Source organism: Propionispora vibrioides, assembly GCF_900110485.1.
Lineage (GTDB): Bacteria > Bacillota > Negativicutes > Propionisporales > Propionisporaceae > Propionispora > Propionispora vibrioides.
The window spans coordinates 1-21,646 of sequence record NZ_FODY01000017.1 but is presented as its reverse complement, the minus strand read 5'-3'; the positions used below and the strand labels follow the sequence as shown (position 1 = coordinate 21,646).

Annotated in this window: 18 protein-coding genes and 1 rRNA gene; 1 reads left to right on the top strand and 18 read right to left on the bottom strand. The window is 51.3% G+C overall.

Features of this window, described 5'->3' with window-relative positions:
- Positions 1-84 precede the first annotated feature (84 nt).
- The 9 genes from mqnE to BMW43_RS13335 form a co-directional block, all read right to left on the bottom strand.
- Positions 85-1,167 carry an aminofutalosine synthase MqnE gene (gene mqnE, locus BMW43_RS13375; protein ID WP_091748432.1) on the bottom strand — a complete coding sequence of 361 codons (1,083 nt, stop codon included), beginning with the start codon at positions 1,165-1,167 and terminating at the stop codon, positions 85-87.
- A gap of 335 nt (positions 1,168-1,502) precedes the next feature.
- Positions 1,503-2,441 (bottom strand): ribose ABC transporter substrate-binding protein RbsB, encoded by a 939-nt coding sequence (gene rbsB, locus BMW43_RS13370; protein WP_091748429.1) that lies wholly within the window; start codon positions 2,439-2,441, stop codon positions 1,503-1,505.
- 94 nt (positions 2,442-2,535) lie between these two features.
- The gene (locus BMW43_RS13365; protein ID WP_091748601.1) at positions 2,536-3,474 is read right to left on the bottom strand and encodes an ABC transporter permease; all 939 of its coding nucleotides are present in this window, start codon (positions 3,472-3,474) and stop codon (positions 2,536-2,538) included.
- Between the two features lie 13 nt (positions 3,475-3,487).
- Entirely contained in the window at positions 3,488-4,978 is a 1,491-nt protein-coding gene (locus BMW43_RS13360; protein WP_245732456.1) for a sugar ABC transporter ATP-binding protein, read from the bottom strand.
- Positions 4,979-4,990: 12 nt separating this feature from the next.
- Positions 4,991-5,386 (bottom strand): D-ribose pyranase, encoded by a 396-nt coding sequence (gene rbsD / locus BMW43_RS13355; protein WP_091748427.1) that lies wholly within the window; start codon positions 5,384-5,386, stop codon positions 4,991-4,993.
- Entirely contained in the window at positions 5,383-6,342 is a 960-nt protein-coding gene (gene rbsK, locus BMW43_RS13350; protein ID WP_245732454.1) for a ribokinase, read from the bottom strand. Before rbsK ends, rbsD begins: the two co-directional genes overlap by 4 nt.
- Before the next feature lie 19 nt (positions 6,343-6,361).
- A complete protein-coding gene (locus BMW43_RS13345; protein ID WP_245732452.1) occupies positions 6,362-7,396 on the bottom strand; it encodes a LacI family DNA-binding transcriptional regulator in 1,035 nt (344 codons plus the stop codon).
- A gap of 242 nt (positions 7,397-7,638) precedes the next feature.
- Positions 7,639-7,998, bottom strand: coding sequence for a P-II family nitrogen regulator (locus BMW43_RS13340; RefSeq protein WP_091748425.1), 360 nt, complete (start codon positions 7,996-7,998; stop codon positions 7,639-7,641).
- A gap of 114 nt (positions 7,999-8,112) precedes the next feature.
- The gene (locus tag BMW43_RS13335) at positions 8,113-9,459 is read right to left on the bottom strand and encodes an aminotransferase-like domain-containing protein (protein ID WP_091748422.1); all 1,347 of its coding nucleotides are present in this window, start codon (positions 9,457-9,459) and stop codon (positions 8,113-8,115) included.
- 119 nt (positions 9,460-9,578) lie between these two features.
- Between BMW43_RS13335 and BMW43_RS13330 the strand changes: the two genes are divergently transcribed.
- Entirely contained in the window at positions 9,579-10,907 is a 1,329-nt protein-coding gene (locus tag BMW43_RS13330) for a 6-phospho-beta-glucosidase (RefSeq protein WP_091748419.1), read from the top strand.
- Between the two features lie 475 nt (positions 10,908-11,382).
- On the opposite strand, the gene BMW43_RS13325 is transcribed toward BMW43_RS13330, so the two are convergent.
- From BMW43_RS13325 to rrf, 9 genes are all read right to left on the bottom strand, one after another.
- Entirely contained in the window at positions 11,383-12,708 is a 1,326-nt protein-coding gene (locus BMW43_RS13325; RefSeq protein WP_091748417.1) for a prolyl oligopeptidase family serine peptidase, read from the bottom strand.
- Positions 12,709-12,760: 52 nt separating this feature from the next.
- A complete protein-coding gene (locus BMW43_RS13320; protein ID WP_091748590.1) occupies positions 12,761-14,194 on the bottom strand; it encodes a glycoside hydrolase family 1 protein in 1,434 nt (477 codons plus the stop codon).
- A gap of 56 nt (positions 14,195-14,250) precedes the next feature.
- Positions 14,251-14,559 (bottom strand): PTS sugar transporter subunit IIA, encoded by a 309-nt coding sequence (locus BMW43_RS13315; RefSeq protein WP_091748414.1) that lies wholly within the window; start codon positions 14,557-14,559, stop codon positions 14,251-14,253.
- A gap of 30 nt (positions 14,560-14,589) precedes the next feature.
- Positions 14,590-14,892 (bottom strand): PTS sugar transporter subunit IIB, encoded by a 303-nt coding sequence (locus tag BMW43_RS13310; protein ID WP_091748411.1) that lies wholly within the window; start codon positions 14,890-14,892, stop codon positions 14,590-14,592.
- Positions 14,893-14,931: 39 nt separating this feature from the next.
- The gene (locus tag BMW43_RS13305; RefSeq protein WP_091748408.1) at positions 14,932-16,293 is read right to left on the bottom strand and encodes a hypothetical protein; all 1,362 of its coding nucleotides are present in this window, start codon (positions 16,291-16,293) and stop codon (positions 14,932-14,934) included.
- On the bottom strand, positions 16,290-17,585 hold the full coding sequence (locus BMW43_RS13300) for a PTS sugar transporter subunit IIC (protein WP_091748405.1): 1,296 nt from the start codon (positions 17,583-17,585) through the stop codon (positions 16,290-16,292). The genes BMW43_RS13305 and BMW43_RS13300 overlap by 4 nt, the downstream gene beginning before the upstream one ends.
- 214 nt (positions 17,586-17,799) lie before the next feature.
- Positions 17,800-20,514 carry a sigma-54-dependent transcriptional regulator gene (locus BMW43_RS13295; RefSeq protein ID WP_091748400.1) on the bottom strand — a complete coding sequence of 905 codons (2,715 nt, stop codon included), beginning with the start codon at positions 20,512-20,514 and terminating at the stop codon, positions 17,800-17,802.
- 202 nt (positions 20,515-20,716) lie between these two features.
- Positions 20,717-20,881 carry a hypothetical protein gene (locus BMW43_RS21185; protein WP_177173596.1) on the bottom strand — a complete coding sequence of 55 codons (165 nt, stop codon included), beginning with the start codon at positions 20,879-20,881 and terminating at the stop codon, positions 20,717-20,719.
- 682 nt (positions 20,882-21,563) lie between these two features.
- Positions 21,564-21,646 (bottom strand): 5S ribosomal RNA (rrf, locus tag BMW43_RS21970); the annotation flags it as partial.

Here is a 21,646-nt window from a genome sequence, read left to right as displayed (position 1 = left end):
TTCCTTTCCGCCAATAAGACAATAAACTGCAATAAAAGAAAAACAGCCGCCCTAATCTTACAGCTGTTTCGTCTATCTTCTATATTATAACACTTTTAAAATATTATACATAGAATCACGTTGCACCGGAATACGGCCGACTTGCCTGATCGTTTCAATTATTGTTGTCTTTTCTAAACTTTTCGCCGATTTGGCCCCTGCAGCATGCATAATCTTCTCCTCACTCACTGTACCGTCCATATCGTTGGCACCAAAGCCCAGGGCTAATTGGGCCAAAGGGAGGGTCAGCATAATCCAGTAAGCCTTGATATTTTTAAAATTATCCAGCAGCAGCCGGGAAATCGCCATGGTTTTCAGATCGTCCCACTGGCTGGTGCGCGCCAAATGCCCCAATTCGGTATTTTTCGAGTGAAACGGAAAGCAGATAAACGTTTGAAAGCCGCCGGTTTCATCCTGCAGCGCCCTGAGCGCCAGCAGATGGTCCACCCGCTCCTCCAGCGTTTCCACATGGCCGTACAGCATGCTGGCATTGCTCTTTAGCCCCAGGCGGTGCGCCTCGTAACTGGCTTGCAGCCATTCGGCCGCGGTAGCTTTATTGGGGCAAAGCATTTGCCGTACCCGGTCGGACAGGATTTCCGCGCCGCCGCCGGGTAATGAATCCACCCCGGCCGTCTGGAGGATTTGCAAAACCTCCCGCACCGGTTTTCCCGACACCTTGGCAAAATGGCAAATCTCTACTGCCGTAAAGGCCTTCAAGTGGATACCGGGTAAAGCCTGTTTCAGGCTGGCTATCACATCCACATAATAGTCAAACGGCCATTCGGGATGCAGACCGCTGACAATATGCAGCTCCTTTAAGTCCGGATCAGTCGCGGCCTGCCGCGCGATTTCCAGCACCCGCTCCTTGCTCATTTGGTAAGCCTGGCGGCTGTCGGCATCGCAGCCGAAGGCGCAGAATTTGCACCGGGAGGTGCAGATATTAGTCAGATTAATATGTCTGTTTACATTAAAGTAAACATAATCACCGCTGATGCGCTGACGCACCTGATCGGCCAAATAGCCCAGCCAGCTAAGATCCTGGCAGGCGAACAGGGCCAGACCATCCTCCTTGCTCAACCGTACTCCGTCTCCTATTTTGGTTTCGATTGCGTGTAAATGTGCATTCATGACAGACTCCCTTTCCAGTAGTCCACCAAGCCTAAGGTCGCAGGCTGAATTGCGCGAGATTTTCCGTCCAGCTAGGCGAAGGAGCCGCACATATCGGACATATGTAAGGCGACGCCAACAAAGCTGGTCGGAAAATCTCGCGATAAGAACACTGTGAATTTAGGCTTGGTGGACTACTACAGTATATTCAGCATACACCTCCTATCTTCCTGCTTTTTTCATCCCATAATCACCGCCGACAAACGCCGGTTCCATGCCGCAACTATGCCCCAAAATAAACTACAGGCCGCCCTCAGGCAGCCTGTAGTTTATTTTTATAGTCCAGTCAAATCAGCTTATTTTTTAACCACTAGTTCCAGCGCAACCGGAATAGCCGGCTGAACGGTTTCTCCCTTAATAACCTGCAAGGAAGTTTCAATGGCGATTTTACCCATATCTTTCGGTTTTTGAGCTACCGTTGCTGCCAGCGTTCCTTCATTGACCGCCTTCACAGCATCGGCATTGGCATCAAAGCCGACTACCATCACACCGGTACGGTTAGCTGCCTTAATGGCTTCCAGCGCGCCCAGCGCCATTTCATCGTTATGGGCAAATACAGCCTGAATCTCCGGATTGGCCTGCAGGATGTTTTCCATAACCTTCATCCCTTTAGCCCGGTCAAAATCAGCCGGCTGTTTGGCAACCACGCTGATGCCGGCAGCCGCTTTAATAGCTTCATTGAAGCCTTTGCCGCGGTCATTGGCGGCCGAAGTTCCCGGTACGCCTTCCAGTTCCACTACTTTGCCCTTACCGCCCAGCTTGTCGACAATATACTGTCCGGCCATCTTGCCGCCGGCCACGTTATCCGAGGCAATAGCGCTGACAATTTTGCCGCCCTCAGCGCCTCTGTCCACGGTAATCACCGGAATATTAGCTTTGTTAGCCGCTTCCACCGCCGATACAATGGCTTTGGAATCTACCGGATTGACAATAATCACATTGACCTTTTTCTCAATCAGATTTTCAATGTTGGCCATTTGCTTGGACGCATCATTTTGCGCGTCCATTACGACCAGCTCAATATTGGCCGCTTTGGCTGCCGCTTCGGCCCCTTCCTTCAAGTCAACAAAAAATGGGTTGTTCAGGGTTGAAATCGAAAGACCTACCACCTGCTTTTTCTCCGTCTGAGCCTGTTGTCCACCCGAACCGCCGCCGCACCCGGCAAGCAAAAACATACTGGCCAGCATGGCCGTCAGGATAGTCCACACCTTTTTCGTACGCAAACCTGTAAACATACGTCTCCCCCTTTTTTCTGATAAGAATTTCCGAACAAGGTACCCGATCGTTCCAGGCATCGCCTCCTCTTTCCAACGTGTCAGTCCTCTTTCTTTATTTGCTTCTCTTACGATCAAGCAGCACTGCCAAAAGAATCACAATCCCCTTGGCAACCTGTTGATAAAAAGAGGAAACATTCAGTAAATTAAGGCCGTTATCCAGTACACCGATAATCATGGCCCCGATCAATGTACCGCCAATCGTCCCCACACCGCCCGACAGGCTGGTGCCACCCAGTACGACAGCGGCAATGGCATCCATTTCAAAGCCCATGCCCGCCGTCGGCTGCGCCGAATTCAGCCGGGAAGTCAGGATAATGCCGCTCACGGCGGACAGCAGCCCGGCAATACCATACACACCGGCCAGGATGTATTTGGTCTGAATGCCCGACAGACGGGCAGCCTCTTCATTGCCGCCAATGGCATAGATGTACCGGCCAAACCGGTTATGCTTCAAAAATATATAGGCACCGGCAAAAATCAACGCCATAATGATGACCGGCACCGGAATGCCTCCCAGATAGCCGCCGCCTAACCAGCGAAATTCCTCACTCAGGCCGGTGATTGGCCGTCCGTCGGTATACACCAGCGTATAGCCCCGGACAATGGTCATCATCCCCATGGTGGCAATAAAAGCCGGTATTTTCCCCTTGGTAATTAAAAGTCCGTTCAGCAAACCCAAAACCGTTCCCAGGACAAGGCCTGCCACGATTGCGGTGCCGGCGCCCCAGCCGCTCAGCAGCAGTCCGGCGGTCAGGCTGCCAGCCATGGCCACGATGGACCCAACCGACAAATCAATGCCGCCGGTCAGAATAACCAACGTCATGCCCACACTGATGATGGCGTTGAGTGAAATCTGCCGGGCCACATTCAGCAGGTTGCTGACGGTCAGAAACCGGTCGGATATTACGGCGAGAATCGCGCACAACGCGATAAAGCCCAGTAACGGTCCCAGTTTTCGGAGCACAGCTCCCTTTTCCCGTATGCTTGTCATATGTGCCACCGTCTTACCCTCCTGCCGCAAAGGCCATAATCTCTTCCTGCGTCGCTTCGGCTGCCGCCAGTTCTCCGGCAATCCGCCCCCGATGCATGACCAGAATACGGTCACTCATCCCCAGAATTTCGGGCAGCTCGGAGGATATCATCAAAATCCCCACCCCGGCAGCAGTCAACATATTCATAATCTGGTAAATCTCTGTCTTGGCCCCCACATCGACGCCACGGGTCGGCTCATCCATAATCAGCACCTTCGGTTTGGTCAGCAGCCATTTGCCGATGACCACCTTTTGCTGATTGCCGCCGCTTAAATTCTTTACCAGTTGATCCCCGCTGGGTGTTTTGATCTTCAGCGTAGCAATCTGTTCCCGTACCGCCCCGGTTTCGGCAGTGCCACTGATAAAGCTGCGGCGGCAAACCTCCTTGAGTGCGGCTAGCGACAGGTTGTCGCCCACCGACATAGAGAGCACCAGCCCCTGCTGTTTGCGGTCTTCCGTAATCAGTCCAATGCCGGCAGCGATAGCGTCACGAGGCGAATGAATTGCCTGCGCCTGACCGTCAACGACGATACGGCCGCTGTCAATCGGATCGGCACCAAACAGCGCCCGGGCCAGCTCCGTCCGTCCGGCTCCCATTAGGCCGGCCACACCGACGATTTCCCCGGCATGAACGGTGAGAGAAACATCACGGAGCACTTCCTGCCGCGACAAACGCTCTACCTGCAGAACCTCCCGGCCAATTGTCGCCGGTTGCTTGGGAAAGCGGTCGGTTAACTCCCGGCCTACCATCATTCTGACCAGTTGATCAAAGCTGATTTCCCCGGTCGGCACGGTGCCAATATAGCTGCCGTCCCGCATCACGGTAATCCGCTGGCTGACGGCAAACAGCTCCTCCATACGGTGAGAAATGTATACAATGCCGACTCCCTCCGCTGCCAACTGACGGATGATAGTGAACAGTCGCTCCGTTTCCCGTTCGGTCAGCGCGGCCGTCGGCTCATCCATAATAAGAATGCGGGTCCTGCCGGCCAGTGCCTTGGCGATTTCCACCATTTGCTGAGCACCGATACTCAGTTCGGACACTACGGTTTCGGGCCGGATGTCCGTTCCCAGCTTGGCCAGCACGGCGGCCGTTTCCCGCTCCATCGTCCGCTTATCGACAAAACCGAATGAATGACGCGGCTCCCGGCCGAGAAAAATATTCTCCATTACCGTAAGCTCCGGTACCAGATTAAGCTCCTGATGGATAATGCCGATGCCCAGCGCCTGAGCCTCCCGCGGCCCGGCGAACCGTACCTGCCGGCCATCCAGCCAAATTTCACCGGCATCTTGGCTGTATACGCCGCTGAGCACCTTCATTAGCGTCGATTTTCCCGCACCGTTTTCCCCCAGTAGTGCATGAATTTCACCGGGCTGCAGGGAAAAATCCACTGCCTTAAGCGCCTTGACCCCCGGAAATTCTTTAACAATCCCCTTCATGGCAAGCAACGGTTTATCCTCCACAGCTCTCCCTCCTTAAAAAACCACGCCGGATTTTAAAATGATGTTGGCATAAGGCGTAAATTCCCCGGTCCGTACGACTGCCACAGCCTGGCGGGTCAGTTTTTTTAACTCTTCGTGGCTCACCGTATCGACCGGAATCCCTGTCAGCAGGCCGCCAATCCTTTCCCGCAAGGCGGGACTGCAGGTTTCCATTTCTCCGGCAATCACCGCGCTTTCCACCTGCAGCTCCGACAAAATAACCGCCAGCGTCTGCACAAAACCGGGCACCCCTGTCGTCAGTGCCAAATCGATCCGCCGTACCCCTGGCGGGATGGGCAGCCCGGCATCGGCAATGACCAGCATATCGTAATGGCCCATACCGGCCAGCACTTCACTTAACCCCTGATTGAGTGTCCCAATTTTTTTCATACCAATGTTCTCTCCTTATCCTCCAAATAACGGTCGACTTCGCCGCGCCAGGGCAAGGCTGCCTGCGCCCCCGGCCGCGTCACTGCCAAACCCGCCGCCACCGCGGCAAAACGCAAAGCTTCCGGCATAGCCTGGCCTTCCCCCAAGGCGGCGGCCAGCGCGCCGGTATAAGCGTCCCCGGCCGCTGTTGTATCGACAGCCGTCACCGCAATCGGCGGTATAACAGCCTCGCTTCCCGGTGTCATATAGAAAGCTCCCTGGGCTCCCATGGTAATAATCACCTGCTTGACCCCTTGCTTCAGCAGCCGGCCGGCAGCCAATTTAGCATCAGCCGGATTGGTTACCGGCAGGCCGGTCAACGCCGTGGCCTCCGTCTCATTGGGGGTAATGATATCCACCAGGGACAGCAGCTTGGCCGGCAACGGCCGGGCCGGCGCCGGATTGAGGATAACCGTCCAGCCGGTCTGTTTAGCGGCTCGAACGGCATATTCCACCGTAGCGGACGGCACCTCATGCTGCACCAGCAGGATGCCTGGTTCCGGCAGCACAGCCAAGGCGGCATCCACATCCTGCGGCGCACAGCATTCGTTGGCACCGGGCACCACCACGATCATATTGTCGCCGCTCTCAGCCACCGTGATTAGGGCCGTCCCCGTCGCTCCCGCCACCTGCCGCACACAGGCGCTTGTCACGCCGCTCTCGGTCAGGCTGTGTAACAACGCCTCGCCAAACACATCACTGCCCACACAACCGGCCATGATCACCCGGCCCCCCAGTTTACCGGCAGCTACTGCCTGGTTAGCCCCCTTGCCGCCCGGAAAGGTTGCAAAACTTTGCCCGAATACCGTCTCGCCGCTTTGCGGCAGGCGCTTGGCCGTCGCCACCAAATCCATGTTCAGGCTGCCAACCACCAGGATAGGCCGAGTCTGCACCGAACCTCTCATTCTGCCAGTCATCGATTCGCTCTCCTCCTTTTTATTCGTCCCCCCCTGTCGACTGCCGCACAATCAACTCGGGACGAAACCGTTTCTCCACCATATCCTGCGTCGGGCTGCCCAGCAAATGAAGCAGCAGTCTGACTGCCTCCTGCCCCATTTCATAGACGGGCTGCCGTACAGTAGTCAGCGCAGGCTTATACCAGCCAGCCAGGCGAATATCGTCGTAACCGGCTACCCGGACATCCTGGGGAACGCGGATTCCCCTGGCCGCCAGACATTCAATAACCCCAATGGCAATCATGTCATTGGCAGCAAACACCGCGTCAAACTCGCGCTCTTTCTCCAGCAGCAGCCAGGCATTCTGGTAACCGCTGTCATAGGTAAAATCGCCGTGTAAAATCAGTCCTTCGTCCAAGGGCAATCCGTACTCAGCCAGCACCTGGCCATAACCCTTAAACCGCTCGGCGGCGACCGACAATTGCGGCGACCCGCCGATAAAGGCAATTCGTCGGCCGCCTAATTCCACCAAATGGCGTACGGCCAGCGCAGCCCCGTATACATTGTCCACCACAACCGAGCTCATATGCACCCGCTTGGACTGACGGTCCAGGCTGACAGTCGGAATCGGCAGCGAAGACAAAAGTTCCATGCTGGAATCGCTGTTGGCACCGCCGGTGAAAATCACGCCATCCACCTGTTTGCCGTGCAGCAGCCGGATGTAACGCTCCTCCTCGCTTCCCACGCCATCAGAGTTGCACAAAATCACCGCATAATCATGGCTGCGCGCCATATCCTCCACACCTCTGACCAGTGCCGGAAAGAAGGGATTTTCAATATCCGGTATAATCAGGCCGATACTGTGGGACTCCTTCACTTTCAAGGCCCGGGCCACCGCATTGGGCTGATAGCCTAATGCATCGACGGCTTGCTGCACCCGTTCAGTCAAGGCAGGCGACACACCGGCACTGCCGTTCAGGATGCGGGAAACAGTGGCTATCGATACACCGGCCTGACGGGCCACATCTTTAATCGTTGCTGCATTACCATTGGCAGAATCTGCTGTCTTCAACACAATGCTCCTCTTTCCTTGGCATCCGCTTCTGTAAACGTTTACAAAGAGTATATTTCGACTTGCGCTGAAAAATTCCTGCTTGTTTATCTGATATTTCAAAAAATTATATTAAATTCAATTTTTCCAGCAGTCCTTCACTTTTCCGTTACTCAAAAGCTTCGTCCACCAGTTCTGTCCACCCTGACGGCAAAAAAAAAAGAGCCAGGTTGCCCCAGCTCCGGCTTGTTCATCGGTTTTGCCGCTTATTCCGGATCGATAATAGCAATATCGCCTTCTTCGCCGGTACGGATTCTGACCGCATTTTCCAGCGAATACACAAAAATCTTCCCGTCGCCGATCTGCCCCGTGAAGCAAGCCTGTTTGGCGGCTTCCAGCACCTTTTCCACCGGAACTTCGCAAACCACCGTTTCCACCTTGACTTTTGGCACCAGGTTGATAGTCACTTCCCGGCCACGATATACTTCCTTATGCCCCTTGGACAGACCGCAGCCATAGACCTGGGTCACCGTCATACCGGCCACCCCGATGGCATTTAAGGCATCCTTCAACTCCTCCAGTTTTTCCGGACGGGTGATAATGTCTATCTTGGTCAGTTTCCGCATCGCTTTCCTCTCCTCATTTGAACGAATTGATTACAATATGGTAAGACTATTATAAAGCATCCGGCCGGTCTTTGCACCCAAATTAACAGACACTTTGCCTAGATTTTCTGCTGTTTAACCCAGAAACTTTCTCACCTCACGGCGGATAATCTCCAGGCCCCGGTGAATGTCTTCAGGCGCGGTGCGGGCCAGGCTGATCCGGATGCCCGGTTCATAGAAAGTTCGGCTGCTGTAGTAATAGTAGCCCGGCGTAACCAGCACACCGTGGCTGCGCAGGGCATTGATCAGACGGGTTTCCGGCACCCGCGCCGGTAAAGCCAGATACAAATAAAAGCAGCCCGGGTGAGGTGTAAAGTGCACCGCGCATTCCTGCAGTGCCGACCGGTGCTCCGCTACCGCCCTGAGACGGCCGGCCAGTTCTTTTTCGATAGCCCGGACATGCTTATGCAGCAGCTTGCTGCGGATATAGACATCCAAGGTGGCCTGCGATACCAGGGACGCCGAAAAGTAAGACCGGTAATAGGAGTGCCACATCCAGGTTTCAAACCCTTTGAGCAGCGGCGTGGGCAGCACCGTAATGCCGATACGGAACCAGGGAATGATTTTCGAAAAACTTCGCAGGAAAACATGGTGGTGATGATCACCGTAGGCATAGATCGGATCATAGCGGGCATCAGGCGCCACATCGCCAAAATAGTCATCCTCGACGATATATACATCGTATTTGGCCGCCAGTTCAGCAATCCTTTTGCGCTGCTCCGCCGGATAAATGCCGCCGGTAGGATTATGATGGCGGGGCACGGTATAGAAAAATTTTATTCTTTCCGTTTTAAAAATATGTTCCAGCCGGTTCAGATCAATGCCGTTTTCTCCCCGGCTAATGCCGGCAACCGGAACCGCGGACTGTTTTAAAAACTCCATAAAATAGCGATAGGTGGGCTGTTCAATCAGGATGGTATCCTTCCGGCTGGGGAACGGCATGGCCGTCAACAGGCTTAAAGTTTGCTGTATTCCCTGCATAATAAAAATGTGGCCGGGATCGGTAAACACCTGAGAATCGCTTAAATACCCCGGCAGCAGTTCCCGCAGGGGCGAGGTCCCCCGCAAATCCCGCCGGAGCGAGTAATTCCTGCTGATATCTACGGCGCGATCCAGGCAATGTTTGAGATCAGGAATATGTACCGCCCCAATCAGCGGATTGCCTGTGGAAAAATCAATCATTGAATGATCAATATCCTCACTGATCAACGTATGCTCGACCACATAATAGCCGCTTTGGGGCACCGAATAGATGACATGCCTGTTTTTCAAAGTATCATACGCCTTGATGGCCGTGGCTTTGGAACAACCGTACCGATCCGCCACCTCACGGATGGAAGGCAGCCGCCGGCCCCTCGGGTAAGCCCCGGCGGCAATCTGCTTTTCTATATCCAAGGCAATATACGTATATAATTCTGGCATAGCTTCTCCTCCAACTGTACCGGTACAATCTCATTATAACATGATTGTAGGCCCCACTTTCCACTTATATAATCAAAGTGACACGGAAACTACAATTTTTATTGTGAGGTGGCTTTGCTATGAAGGGACTGAAAATCGTAACCATCGGCGGCGGTTCCAGCTATACGCCGGAAATCGTCGAAGGCTTTATCAAACGGTATGATGAACTGCCAGTGCGGGAACTGTGGCTGGTGGATATTCCGGAGGGGAAAGACAAACTTGATACCGTCGCCGGACTGGCCCGGCGCATGGTGCGGGAAGCCGGCGTCCCCATCGGGATACATACTACCCTGGACCGCCGTGAGGCCCTGCCGGACGCCGACTTTGTCACGACCCAGCTCCGGGTGGGCTTGCTGGATGCCCGCATTCGTGACGAGCGCATTCCGCTGAGTCACGGCTACATCGGCCAGGAAACCAATGGGGCCGGCGGCTTTTTGAAGGCCCTGCGGACTATTCCGGTCATTCTGGATATTGACCGGGACATGGCCGAGCTCTGTCCGCAGGCCTGGCTGATCAATTTCACCAATCCCTCGGGTATGGTAACCGAGGCGGTAGCCCGCTACGGCAAGAATAAAAAGGTCATCGGCTTATGCAACGTGCCTATCGGCATGGAAATGGCCATCGCCAAGTTGCTGGAAATTGATCAAAGCCGGCTGCGGATTGATTTTGCCGGTCTTAACCACATGGTATTCGGTCTTCATGTCTACGCCGACGGGGTAGATGTAACCAGGAAAGTAATTGAACGCATTGCCTCCGGCGAGTTGGGCGAAGTAGTCAAAAACATCATCAACATCAAATGGATTCCCGAATTTATCACCGGTCTGGACATCATTCCCTGCCCTTATCACCGCTACTATTTCAAAAAGGATGAAATGCTGGCTACCGAGCTGGAAGAGTTCACTAAAGGCGAAACCCGGGCCGAGCTGGTCAAACAGCTGGAAAATCAATTGTTCGAACTATATAAAGACCCGGAGTTAAAAACCAAACCGCCCCAACTGGAAAAACGGGGCGGCGCTTACTACAGCGATGCCGCCTGCCGTCTGATCAGCTCCATTTACAATGACAAGCATGACATCCAGCCTGTCGACACGGTAAACCGCGGCGCCATCAGCGGCATCGCGTCCGACTCGATTGTCGAAGTCAGCTCGGTCATCACCAAAAGCGGTCCTAAGCCGCTGACCATGGGCGAGCTGCCTGTACAGGCCAACGGTCTGGTCCAGCAGATCAAATCCTTTGAACGCGTCACCATCGACGCCGCCGTCAGCGGCGACTACAGCACCGCCCTGCTGGCACTGACCATCAATCCGCTGATCGCGTCCGACACAGCCGCCAAGCTGCTGCTGGATGAAATGCTGGAGGCCAATAAAGACTACCTGCCGCAGTTTAAGGACTATTTCGCCAATAAATAATATCCTTAAAAAGGGATTGTCGCACCAAGACAGTCCCTTTTTTATTATTTGAACTTATTGCTAGCCGAGGCAAGCCATCCTCCGTGACTGTTCCCCGTGCCACCGGCTGTCCAATCTCCACTAATTGTTTTCCGGCCAAAACTAATCGGTTCTATAAATAAATTGTAACAGTATTGCAACAAGGAACACTATACTTACAGGTAAGAATACTTTTGGCTAACGTTTTTGCAGAAATTAGTAGATGCGGAAAATAATCGAATGAGAAAAACATTTTAAAATTATCTTTGATTTTTATATTATTATTTACCATATCATTACACCGAAGAGAAAGCCGCCAGCAAATGGCTGGAACATAAAACAGTCTCACTAAAAGGTAAATTAGTCCCCGTAAACTAATCACCGGCTTACATTGTGAAGTATGGAAAAACCCCGTTTCCTTGCCTTATGGCTTGAAAACGGGGTTTTCCTATCCTTGTTAATTTGACCTGCGAGTGGTCAGCGACTGCCGAGCCAGCCATTCCATCAGTGCAAGCTGCTGGCCGTCAATGGTCGCGGTGCATTGATTGTTATACACATAGATCCAGGACCAATGCCCGTTGTATTCATAAGGCGTGCCATCGGCATTTTTATATAACCCGGTTGTATCGCGCACATCCTCAAACAGGGATAGGTGAACATCCGGCGCACCGGCTTCCAGCAACCGCCGGTAAGTGGCAATAACATATTCGCCGGGCGGTACTACCTTATCCGTCTTCGCTGCAGTAAACCAAAGCGGCACGTTTTTCATCTTTTGGATGTCCGCAGCGGTAATCAGACTATCTCTTAACGCTTCACAGGTTGGAAAAGCCGCCGCAAAATACTCCGGATAATCGCGGACCAACAGCATGGTCATATACCCACCGTTGGAATCACCGCCAAGGTAAATCCGGTTGGTATCAATATCCCGGTTGGCGGCCACATACTTCCGGATCATAGCCATAAGTGCCTTTTCGTATTTGGAGGTGCCATCACCAAAGCCCTGGAAACCGTCCATCCAGAAGGTTGGCGTCTGGGGCACCAGCACATAGGCGCCGCCAAAATAGGCTTGCAGTTTCTGGCTGGCAAAATGATCCGCCTTATTGGCCGCAATCGGCAGACTGGGGTCCGTTCCTCCCTCGCCCATACCATGCAGCCAAATAATGAGTGGCTTCTTCTTTCCGTCCTTGGGCGGCGTGTAGCTGGCATAATTCAGCGTAATCCCCTCATAAGCCGCCTTCCCCATGGTAAACGTATCGACAAGCGTTCTGCTGCCTCCCGCGTAGTTGCGGATAACCAGACCGGACAGCGTTCCTGCCGCCGCCGGAATAGTCTTCTGCTGCGTAATGGTATACTCACAGGAAACCCACGCATTAAAGTTGGTTTCCAGACTGAAATTAAGCGGTGACCCCAGGGTCACGTCCGGTCCGACTTTCATTTCCAAAACCACATAGCGGCCGTTATTAACCGCCTGCCCTGCCTGGTCGGCCACATAGGCCCGAACCACCTCGCGGTCGCCGGCCGCCTCGCCCAGCAGCCGGGTATTCGGGCGGTTTTCTGTTCTTACCACCTGCACCCGGAAGGTGTCCTTAGCAACCGACTCCCGGCTGACAGTCACGCCTAAATCAACAATTAATTTGGAAATGCCGGCCCCCCAATCGTAGATTTCCGTAACCGTCCGGTAAGAAGGCGACGTTGGCTTGGCTGCGGTCACCAGCCCGCCGCCGCTGCCACATAATGACAGAAGCAGACTTAAACCCAGAATAACGATAGTTTTTCCGTACATTGTTCTCCCCCTTTCGTTGGTTTTTCTTTACGCCGGCCATGGCGCAAGCGGGTTACTTGTACTGCGGTTCAAACCCGTCATACTCAAAATAACCCTGTTGTACCACCTGCTGGAACCAATAGGCGGATTTCTTCAACCGCCGCTGGCGCTGGTTATCCAGATCGATTTCCACGTAGCCGTACCGGTTCTTAAAGGCATTGTAGGGCGAAACATTGTCGGTAAAGTTCCACATCAAATACCCCAGGCAGTTGCTGCCCTCCTCAACCGCCTTTAGCAGCCACCGCAAGTGGTCGGCGACAAAATCAATACGATAGTCGTCCTGAATGACACCGTCCGGGTTCTTATATTTCCACTCCTCGGCTACCCCCATGCCGTTTTCCGTCACCAGCCAGGGAAGATTGTTATATTCCTCTTTTAACAGCATAGCAAAGTCATACAAGCCCTTGGCGTAAATCTCCCAGCCGCGGTGGGGATTCATCTTCTTGCCTTGCAATTCATGATTTTCAAAATAATAATGGGGATGGAAGGCTACGTCCGGATTCCAGGCTGAACTTCTGGCTTTCACCCGGTGCGGCGTGTAATAATTAAGCCCCATCACATCAATGGTATTATCCCGGATCACCGCTAAATCCGCCTCGTCATAAACAAGCCGGCAACCATGCTGCTCCAGCAGGGAAAAATACTCCGCCGGGAATTCTCCCTTAATGCAGGGATCAGTATACAGCCGGTTGTAAAACAAATCGCACATAGCGGTAGCTTTACGGTCATCTGCCGATTGCGAACGGGGATACACCGGCGCGGCGTTCAGAATGATGCCGATCCGCCCGCCTTCCCGGTAGCCGTAATCGCCGCCGTGATACAGCTTCACGGCCAGGGCGTTGGCCAGCACCTTATGGTAGTTCCACTGCATGGCTTCCCCTGTATCACAGGTATAAGGGTACCACACGCCGTCCATGATACCCAGCCAGGGAAAGACTATCGGCTCGTTGAAAGTAAACCAGTATTTCACTCTAGCCCCGAGCAGCCGGAAAACCGCCTCCGCATAGCGCACATAGCAGTCAACCACCGTTCGCGACCGCCAGCCGCCATACTTTTCAAACAACGAATAGGGCAGTTCCCAGTGCTCCAGGCAGATCATCGGTTCTATTCCGTTACTAATTAATTCATCAACCACATTGCTATAATAATCGGCAGCTCCCTGATTCACTTCCCCGGTTTCATAGTTCAGGATAAACCGCGACCAGTCGATGGAAGTCCGGTAAGTTGTCATTCCCAGCTCCTTCATCAGCGCGCAGTCCTCGGCATACCGATGGTAAAAATCGGTTGCCATCGTCGGTCCATAGCCTTCATGCCAGCGGTCGGGAAACTGTTTGTACGCCATATCAATCAGCGAATCCTGTCCCTCCCGTTTCCCGGCCCAGCCTTCCGTCTGCCAGGCTGCGGCCGAAGCCCCCATTTTAAAGTTGTCCGGTAAGGTATATCTCATTGCAACCACTTCCTCCTCCAGTTTAACCGGTTTGCTCCTGGTACCGGCCATCTTTACTATTTCTGCCGGACCTGCATTTCCAGCAGCGAAATGACTTCTTCAATCAAATCCTTGGCCAGCATGGCTGTCATCAAGTGATCCTGCGCATGCACCAAGAGAAGACTAAATTCCTGTTTTTTTCCTTCTGCCTCCTGCTGTAACAGTTGAGTCTGAATATGATGGGCATCAATCAGCTTGGTTTTTGCCTGAGACATGCTGGCTGCTGCCGCCTCAAATTTTTGTTCACGAGCATACCTGAGCGCTTCAAAGGCATAACTGCGCGCATCTCCGGCATGCATGATAATGTTAAATACCACTTCTTCCATATCGGTGTACCCCTCATCGACTAATTTACTTTACCCTTTGAGACTATAAGCCTGCTCCAGTACCTTAACTCCGTCCACCCGGCCATAGCTCATGGAATCAATCACGGCAAAAGCCTTGCCTTTTTCCACCGCCAAGGCCCCTACTGTTTTAGCCTTATAGCGGATTTGCGGGCCAAGCAAAACAACCTCATAGCGGTCAATATATTCTTCCAGTTCATCGATGGAGCAGGCGAATATCTCGTCCTGCCAGCCTCGGGCCTGACTTTCTTTTTGCATTTTGGTCACCAGCAGGCTGGTAGACATACCGGCGCTGCATACAAGCAAAATATTCATTATTTCTTTCTCCCTTTATTTTTTTATTTCACTGCTTCATCAGAAGAAGAACTGTGTCTGGAAACGGTACAGGTCGTCCTTCTCACCAGTATCAATTTCTCTTCCCCAGGTATAGAAGGTATCCAGAAGGATGTTCTTCGCCGGTACATAGCTTACGCCAAGGCGGAAGAAGCGTTCATTGAGCCCGCACCAGTCCGTGACCGTTGGCCAGCTGAGCGCCGGTTCATAACGGTAATCAGCGGTAATGCCATAAGAACCAGGAGCCTGAAGATCGGACCCCTTGTACTGGAGCTGCACCCAGCGGCCCGGCTGCTTCGTCTTTGTGGCTGCAGTTGCCGTATCATCTCGTTTTGCATCGCTATTGATGACGCCCACGCGGAGATCCCAGTTGTTATCAAAATTGTGATGCGCATGGGTATAGTAATAGAATACGCGTCCCTGATCAGGATCCTGGTAGCGGCTGGCCATAGCAGAACTCCAGGAAACGCCGAAATTGATGTCATTTTTCTTATCAAATGGATAGAAGGAACGCAAGCTGGTAACCTGTTCAGACTCACGATCACCACCCATGGCATTATCCCAAAGATCCATCTTGCCCGAGGTGAAATAGGTCTTGAAATCTTTTTTGCCATAATCAAGCTGTACGCCGGTGAAATCGCAGTCGATATCCATACCCCAGCCGTAAATGTTCCATTCATTCCACTTGCCGACTTTAAGACCGAGAGCATTGTCCGCCATGCGGCCCGTCACATAGGTATCCATGGTGATGCCCGTCTGATTCTCACTCGGTGAAAGGGATTTCAGCTCATCAAAGCCACTGAAGGAATTACGATAGCCAAGATCGGTATGGACCTGCCAATTATCATTTACCTTGTACGTCGTATTGACTTGCACATGAGTCATGTTTGCACGGGTTGTCCTGCCCGTATCCTTCAGATAGTGGTCATTGCGTAGGCGGGCATAGCCATCAATGGAAAACTTATCCGCAAAAGCTGCCGCTTTCTTCAGGCCAGCTTTTTCTTCTTCCGTAAAGGTCGTGTCATTTGTAGCCTTTTCCAAATCTGCATTGTCGAGCTGCGACAGCCTCTGTATCTTTTTGATGTCATAGTAATACTCTTTATTCAATTTCTGAATTGTATCCTGCTCAGCAGGCGTGAATTCTTTGAGGTTCTGCATGGCATCATCGACAACCATGGCCATTTCCATGCGGCTCATGATACGGCCTTGCGGTATCTGTTCGGTGTAGTCATTCACATGTCCTGTGGCAATAAGCCCGTTGACGGCTTCATAAGACCAGTCGTTCAGTGGTACCTCTTGAAAAAATCCCGGTGCTGCCTCGACGTGTACGCCACCACAAAAAATTACAGAAGAAAGGCCTAGTACTACCAGCTCTTTTTTCATTGTTTCTCCTCCAAAATTGCTATTTGCTTTTCTTCATAAACAACTTCACTGATTCCTTCTTCCCGGCAATTAACCATATCGGCCATTCTTAAAAATGGATAATAAATAATGCCTGTCACTAAAAAGCAAACAAACTGCAGTACCGCGGTCCGGATGTCACCGGTATCCAAAAAGGCATTGATAAACGGCGGCGTTGTCCAGGGAGCCATGGCAAAGGCCTTATCCGCCAGACCCAAATCGGTAACGAAATAGGCAATGGTTATGGAGACAACCGGTGCCAGTACAAAGGGTATCATCATAATCGGATTCATAACTATCGGTAGCCCAAAGATGATCGGTTCGTTAATATTAAACAGCCCGGGCCAGATAGCCGATTTACCGATCGCTTTAAGCTGTTTTGACTTAACAATGGTCAACAGCATGATAGCCAAAGCAAAGGTGGAACCAGAACCGCCGATGGTAGAAAACATTTCCCAAAACTGCTGGCAGATAATATTGGGTGGTACTTCGCCGGCCGCTTTGGCGACGGCATTTTGCTGCGAAAGCGAGTACCATACGGGACTCATAATGCCTCCGACCAGACTGGCGCCGTGAATCCCAACTGTCCATAATAATTGCGCGAACACAGCCGCCAGCAGAAAGGCCGGTAACGAACCACCAAGACTTAATAACGGAGCAGCCAGAATTTTATAGATAATGTCCTGTACATTGCTGCCCAGCGAAAACAAACTAATGTTCAGTATCAAAATCAAAGCTAACGCGATAAAGCCCGGAATCAGAGCGACAAATGAACGGGCCACGGTTGGCGGCACACCGTCAGGCATTCTGATAACAATATTCCGTTTGATCATAAATCGCTGCAATTCCACAATGAATATGGCCGACAGCATAGCCACAAACAGCCCCTTGCTTCCCATCCAGGCCGCGGCAATATTACCGTCTTTCGTGAACGGCGTCGCCAGCATAAACGCCGCCACGCTGAACATGGAACTGCTGAGCGTGTCCATTTTGTATGAAGCGGCCAGAGAATAGGCAACGGCAAAGGCAGCCATTAACCCCATTAAGCCCATCGTTGTGTTGTTAACCGAAACCAAAATGGGTACATAAGGCTCCACCAGCTTGGCCAGTGAACTAATCGGTGGAAAAGCAATAATCAGAAAGAACGAACCGATTAGCAGTAGGGGAATTAAGGATACCACACCGTCACGGATAGCTTTTAAATGACGTTGATCACCAACCCGTGCCGCAAAGGGCGCATAATATTCATCAAGCCATTTAATCAATGCTTCCATAAAATCACTCCTTTGTTTTTATGCTTTTATATTTTGCAAGGAACATGCCAATACACAATAAAACCCGGAAAGCTGCCTTTAATAACAAGCTTTCCGGGTTTTCCACCCCAAGTGTATTCTTTTGTATCCAAAAGTGTATTGTTTTATTAAAACACCTGGCACTCTACAAAAACAGTTCCGGCAGAACATGTAATCTGAATATATTCCTGTTTCGCTAAATCAGATAAATTAGTTTAACAATGTTCCGGCATTCATGGACAGGCAGCTTCACAGCAAAGGTCTCTTCCATTACTCCCAACGCCTGCTCAACTACCCGCAGGCTCTCGCCATAGCCCGCCATAGCCAGTCCACTGTGCTTTCCGTCATCGTCAAGCGCTTCCCCTCGCAGCAACCGCTCAATCGTACAAGCTAAATGCAAGATTAGCCCGATATCGGCATCATCAGGCAAAAGCAACGCATTCGCCGCCAGCCGTTTTACAAAAAACTCATAGGCCCGAATAAAGGTTGCGCCGTCAATATTAAGATGTTCGTCGATTACTTCCACCATAAACTGTATGTTATCCAGCACCGGTACGGTAACCACCGACGGTTGCAGCCCCTGCAGAACAGTGCCGATTTTCCCCTCCAGCAGTTCCTTGGTCGACAAATAGGGAATCGATGGGTCCTGTGGCCTAATGCTGCTCACCACGGCCAGCAGGTTTTTCTCCTGACGGATTTTATTTAACTTACGCAAATAATCCTCCATACCCCCGATTTCGATGGGCAGAATGTCCACAGGCCGGTCATAATCGGCCAGACTCTTTTTTAAGATGTTTTTCAACTTAATGGCCGTTCCCCGGCCGGTAATGCAGGCCGTGACAATCACACCTTCATTAAGCCGGTGGGAAAACTCCACGCTGTTCCAGTACATCCGTCCCAGATAGGGACTTATGTTGGTAAGGGAATAATATATCTCTTCCAGCGAAGTCATCAGCAGCGCTTTGCGTGCCGCTTCCAGCACCAGCGGTGTCGTTGCCATTTCTACCGTTTTAATGGCAATGCCTGTCCGTTCGTAAATGATATCACCAAACATAACCAGCGAGCCCATATCGACCAGCAGCAAAACCCCCTGGCCTTTATCCTGCTCCTTAACCAGACAAATAATTTCTTCTAAAGCCACTTCCGGTTTCTGCTCCAAAGGCAAATCATAGCCCACCGCATGCTTCTCACCCAACAGCCGGTTGACCACCTCCACCATCGAGGTAGCCGTGCTGTTGCCATGCATAGCGACAATAACGCCCACCCGGCCCGGCGCTGCCTGCCGCAGAGGATCATCCAGCACCAAAAACATGGTAATAAAACCAAGTTCATCGTTAGGTATGATTACGGAAAACTCCCGTTCTGCCAGCTTGGCAAAATGCTGTGCCAAGGCGAATTCCTCCGGATAAGAGCTTTCTATTTCACTTAGATGAGGATTGACAATCTCCTTGCCGTCTCTGATACGCTCCAGAGCATGGGCAATATGAATCGACATGCCGAAAAGCACCTTTTCTTCGAACGGTTTGCCTGTCTCGGCTTGCACATATTGCAGAAATTCCTGAGTCATGCCGACCACCTTGCGGTCTACTATTTTATATAATTCCTCCAGATTATTTTTTCGGAATTTGCTCATGTATTGCTTGACGTAGACATCAATCTCGAGGCTCATAATCAGTTGAATATCCTGATCGCTTAAGCCTTTTTCCTTAAGTGTGTTGAATTTCTGCTCCAACACCTCATAAATACCTGCCGGCTCGTTCCCGACAGTCCGGTTTTCCCCGGGCCCCGGAAAAAAGATCAGGCTGCCCGTAATTCCAATCTGTTCAATATCCTGGCGATGCGCCTTATAATTCACAAAGCCCCGGCGGATATATTCGGACAGGTCCTCACTGCACACTGTTAGTGTTTTTTCCCGGCTGCCCACATATTCCAGGAAGGCACGGGCACAGCTTAATTTAATATCGCTTTTCAACTGCCCGATATTGTTAGGGCATTCATACAACAAAAAGGCAATCAGCGCGTTCTTAGAAACACTGACCGGAAGATGTAAGGCCTGGGCTTCATTTTTAAAGAAACTCTGGATCAGCCTCCACCGTTCCTCCATGGTTCTTTCTCTGATAGAAGGAAGTGTAATCAGCATGGGAATGCGTCGCATAAACGTTCTTAACAGTGACGATTCGGCACTTTCCGTTGTAGCACAAATAATTAGTACCCTAACGCGACGTTCTTCCACCGCTTCTCCCAGCGCCCGGTAGGCTCCTTTATCAATCAGGTAAAATAGCATTTCCTGCCCTTCCGGGGGAAGGCGGTGCACCTCATCTAAGAATAAAATTCCCGTATCCGCTTTTTCCACCAGCCCGGCCGTATCCCGTTCCGCGCCGGTATAGCTGCCCTTTTTCACCCCAAATAACTGAGATAGCAGCAACTGGGGATTGTGGGCATAATCGGCGCAGTTAAAGACCACGAAAGGAGCATGGGGCGACAATCTGCCCGTATCCTGGGCATATTGAAAAATGGCCCCGGCAAACATGGATTTGCCCACACCGGTTTCGCCCAGCAACAGCATATGCAAACCAAAAGGCGGGTACATAACGGCGGCCTTCGCCTGCAGCAAAGGCTTTTTCAGGCTTTGCTCCGCCCCGATAATTTGATCCAGTACCGTACCCGTCACCTCAGCAGTATGTTCCTGGCGCAAGGCTTCCCGTATTTTATAGAGAACCGGCTTACCTTCCACCTTTTCCAGTTTATTCAGCTTTACCAACGCATTCAAATCACTGGACGCATTGGAACGCTGAATAGCCAGCGTCTGGGCAACCAGCTCCGTAGGCACCCCCACAATCGTTCCCTTTTGACGGTATTGTTCATCACATTGTTCTACAATAAACTGATAGACCAGATCTAATCGCTTCATCAAGAGCCTCCACAAGCTAATGCTTTACCAACCTGTTTTCATGTGTGCTAACATTCTGTATTCCGAGCACTGAGGCTATCGTCAACCGGCCTACGTCGATATTCTCCTGTTTGTACCTTATTATGCTGGAACATGGGTTCGGCTGCCGTCTACTACGTTAAGGCTGTAAAAATCACAATAGTAAATATTGTAAAAATTCTCTTTAGGTTAGATGAATTCCTTCAAAAAAGGTAAGTAAAAAAGGTAATAGTATGGCAATAAAAAGACTGCAGAGAGGGTTTTCTGCAGTTTTATGTTTATTGCCTAATGGACTTATAGTATCCGGTTCTACCGCTCCACCTTGATGAGTTAAGTCATCTTCAATCATCAATCCCCCTTTTTGTCATGATACAAAAAGGGGCAAAAAAATCTAGGCCTACACTTCAAAAGACTTGCCAGAAGGGGAAGCTTCCTAGAATCCAAAACTCGCTTCGCTCAAACAATTGGATTTCTTAACGGAAGCTCCCCCCTTCTGGCATCCTGCGGACCGTCTTTTTCCGTAAAGGCCGCCGGGAACGGCTCAATTGAACAGTCTTGGACAAATAAGTAAATTACTCATAAATGAGTATTAAAAGGTGCCATACGCCCTACTGCTACCCGGTGAGGGCTATACCTTACCATAAGCGTAAGTCAGCACTGGAACATTGTTATGATACAACCCCTCGTCGGCTCGCCTTGATGTTAATATCCTCACATCGATTCCTACAAGGACTTAGCTCTCAGCCCTACATTCATCTTTACACAACAAAAAGACACCCACCAAGGTGAGTGTCTTTCTCTTAACCAGCAACTATCTATCCTCCCGGGCCGTTTCCAACCAAGTCTTCCGTTTAAACCGGCAGCCACTGACTTATTTCATTTTCGTTACTAAAGACGATAACTCTTCTACCTAGCCACACACAGGAATAAATCAAAGGTACGTCAGTACCTTCCTTGACGTATGTGAGCTTAACTACTTCAACTTATCAGCACAAACAAAAAACACCCACCAAAGTGAGTGTCTTTCTCTTAACCAGCAACTATCTATCCTCCCGGGCCGTTTCCAACCAAGTACTTTCGACGTATGTGGGCTTAACTACTGTGTTCGGTATGG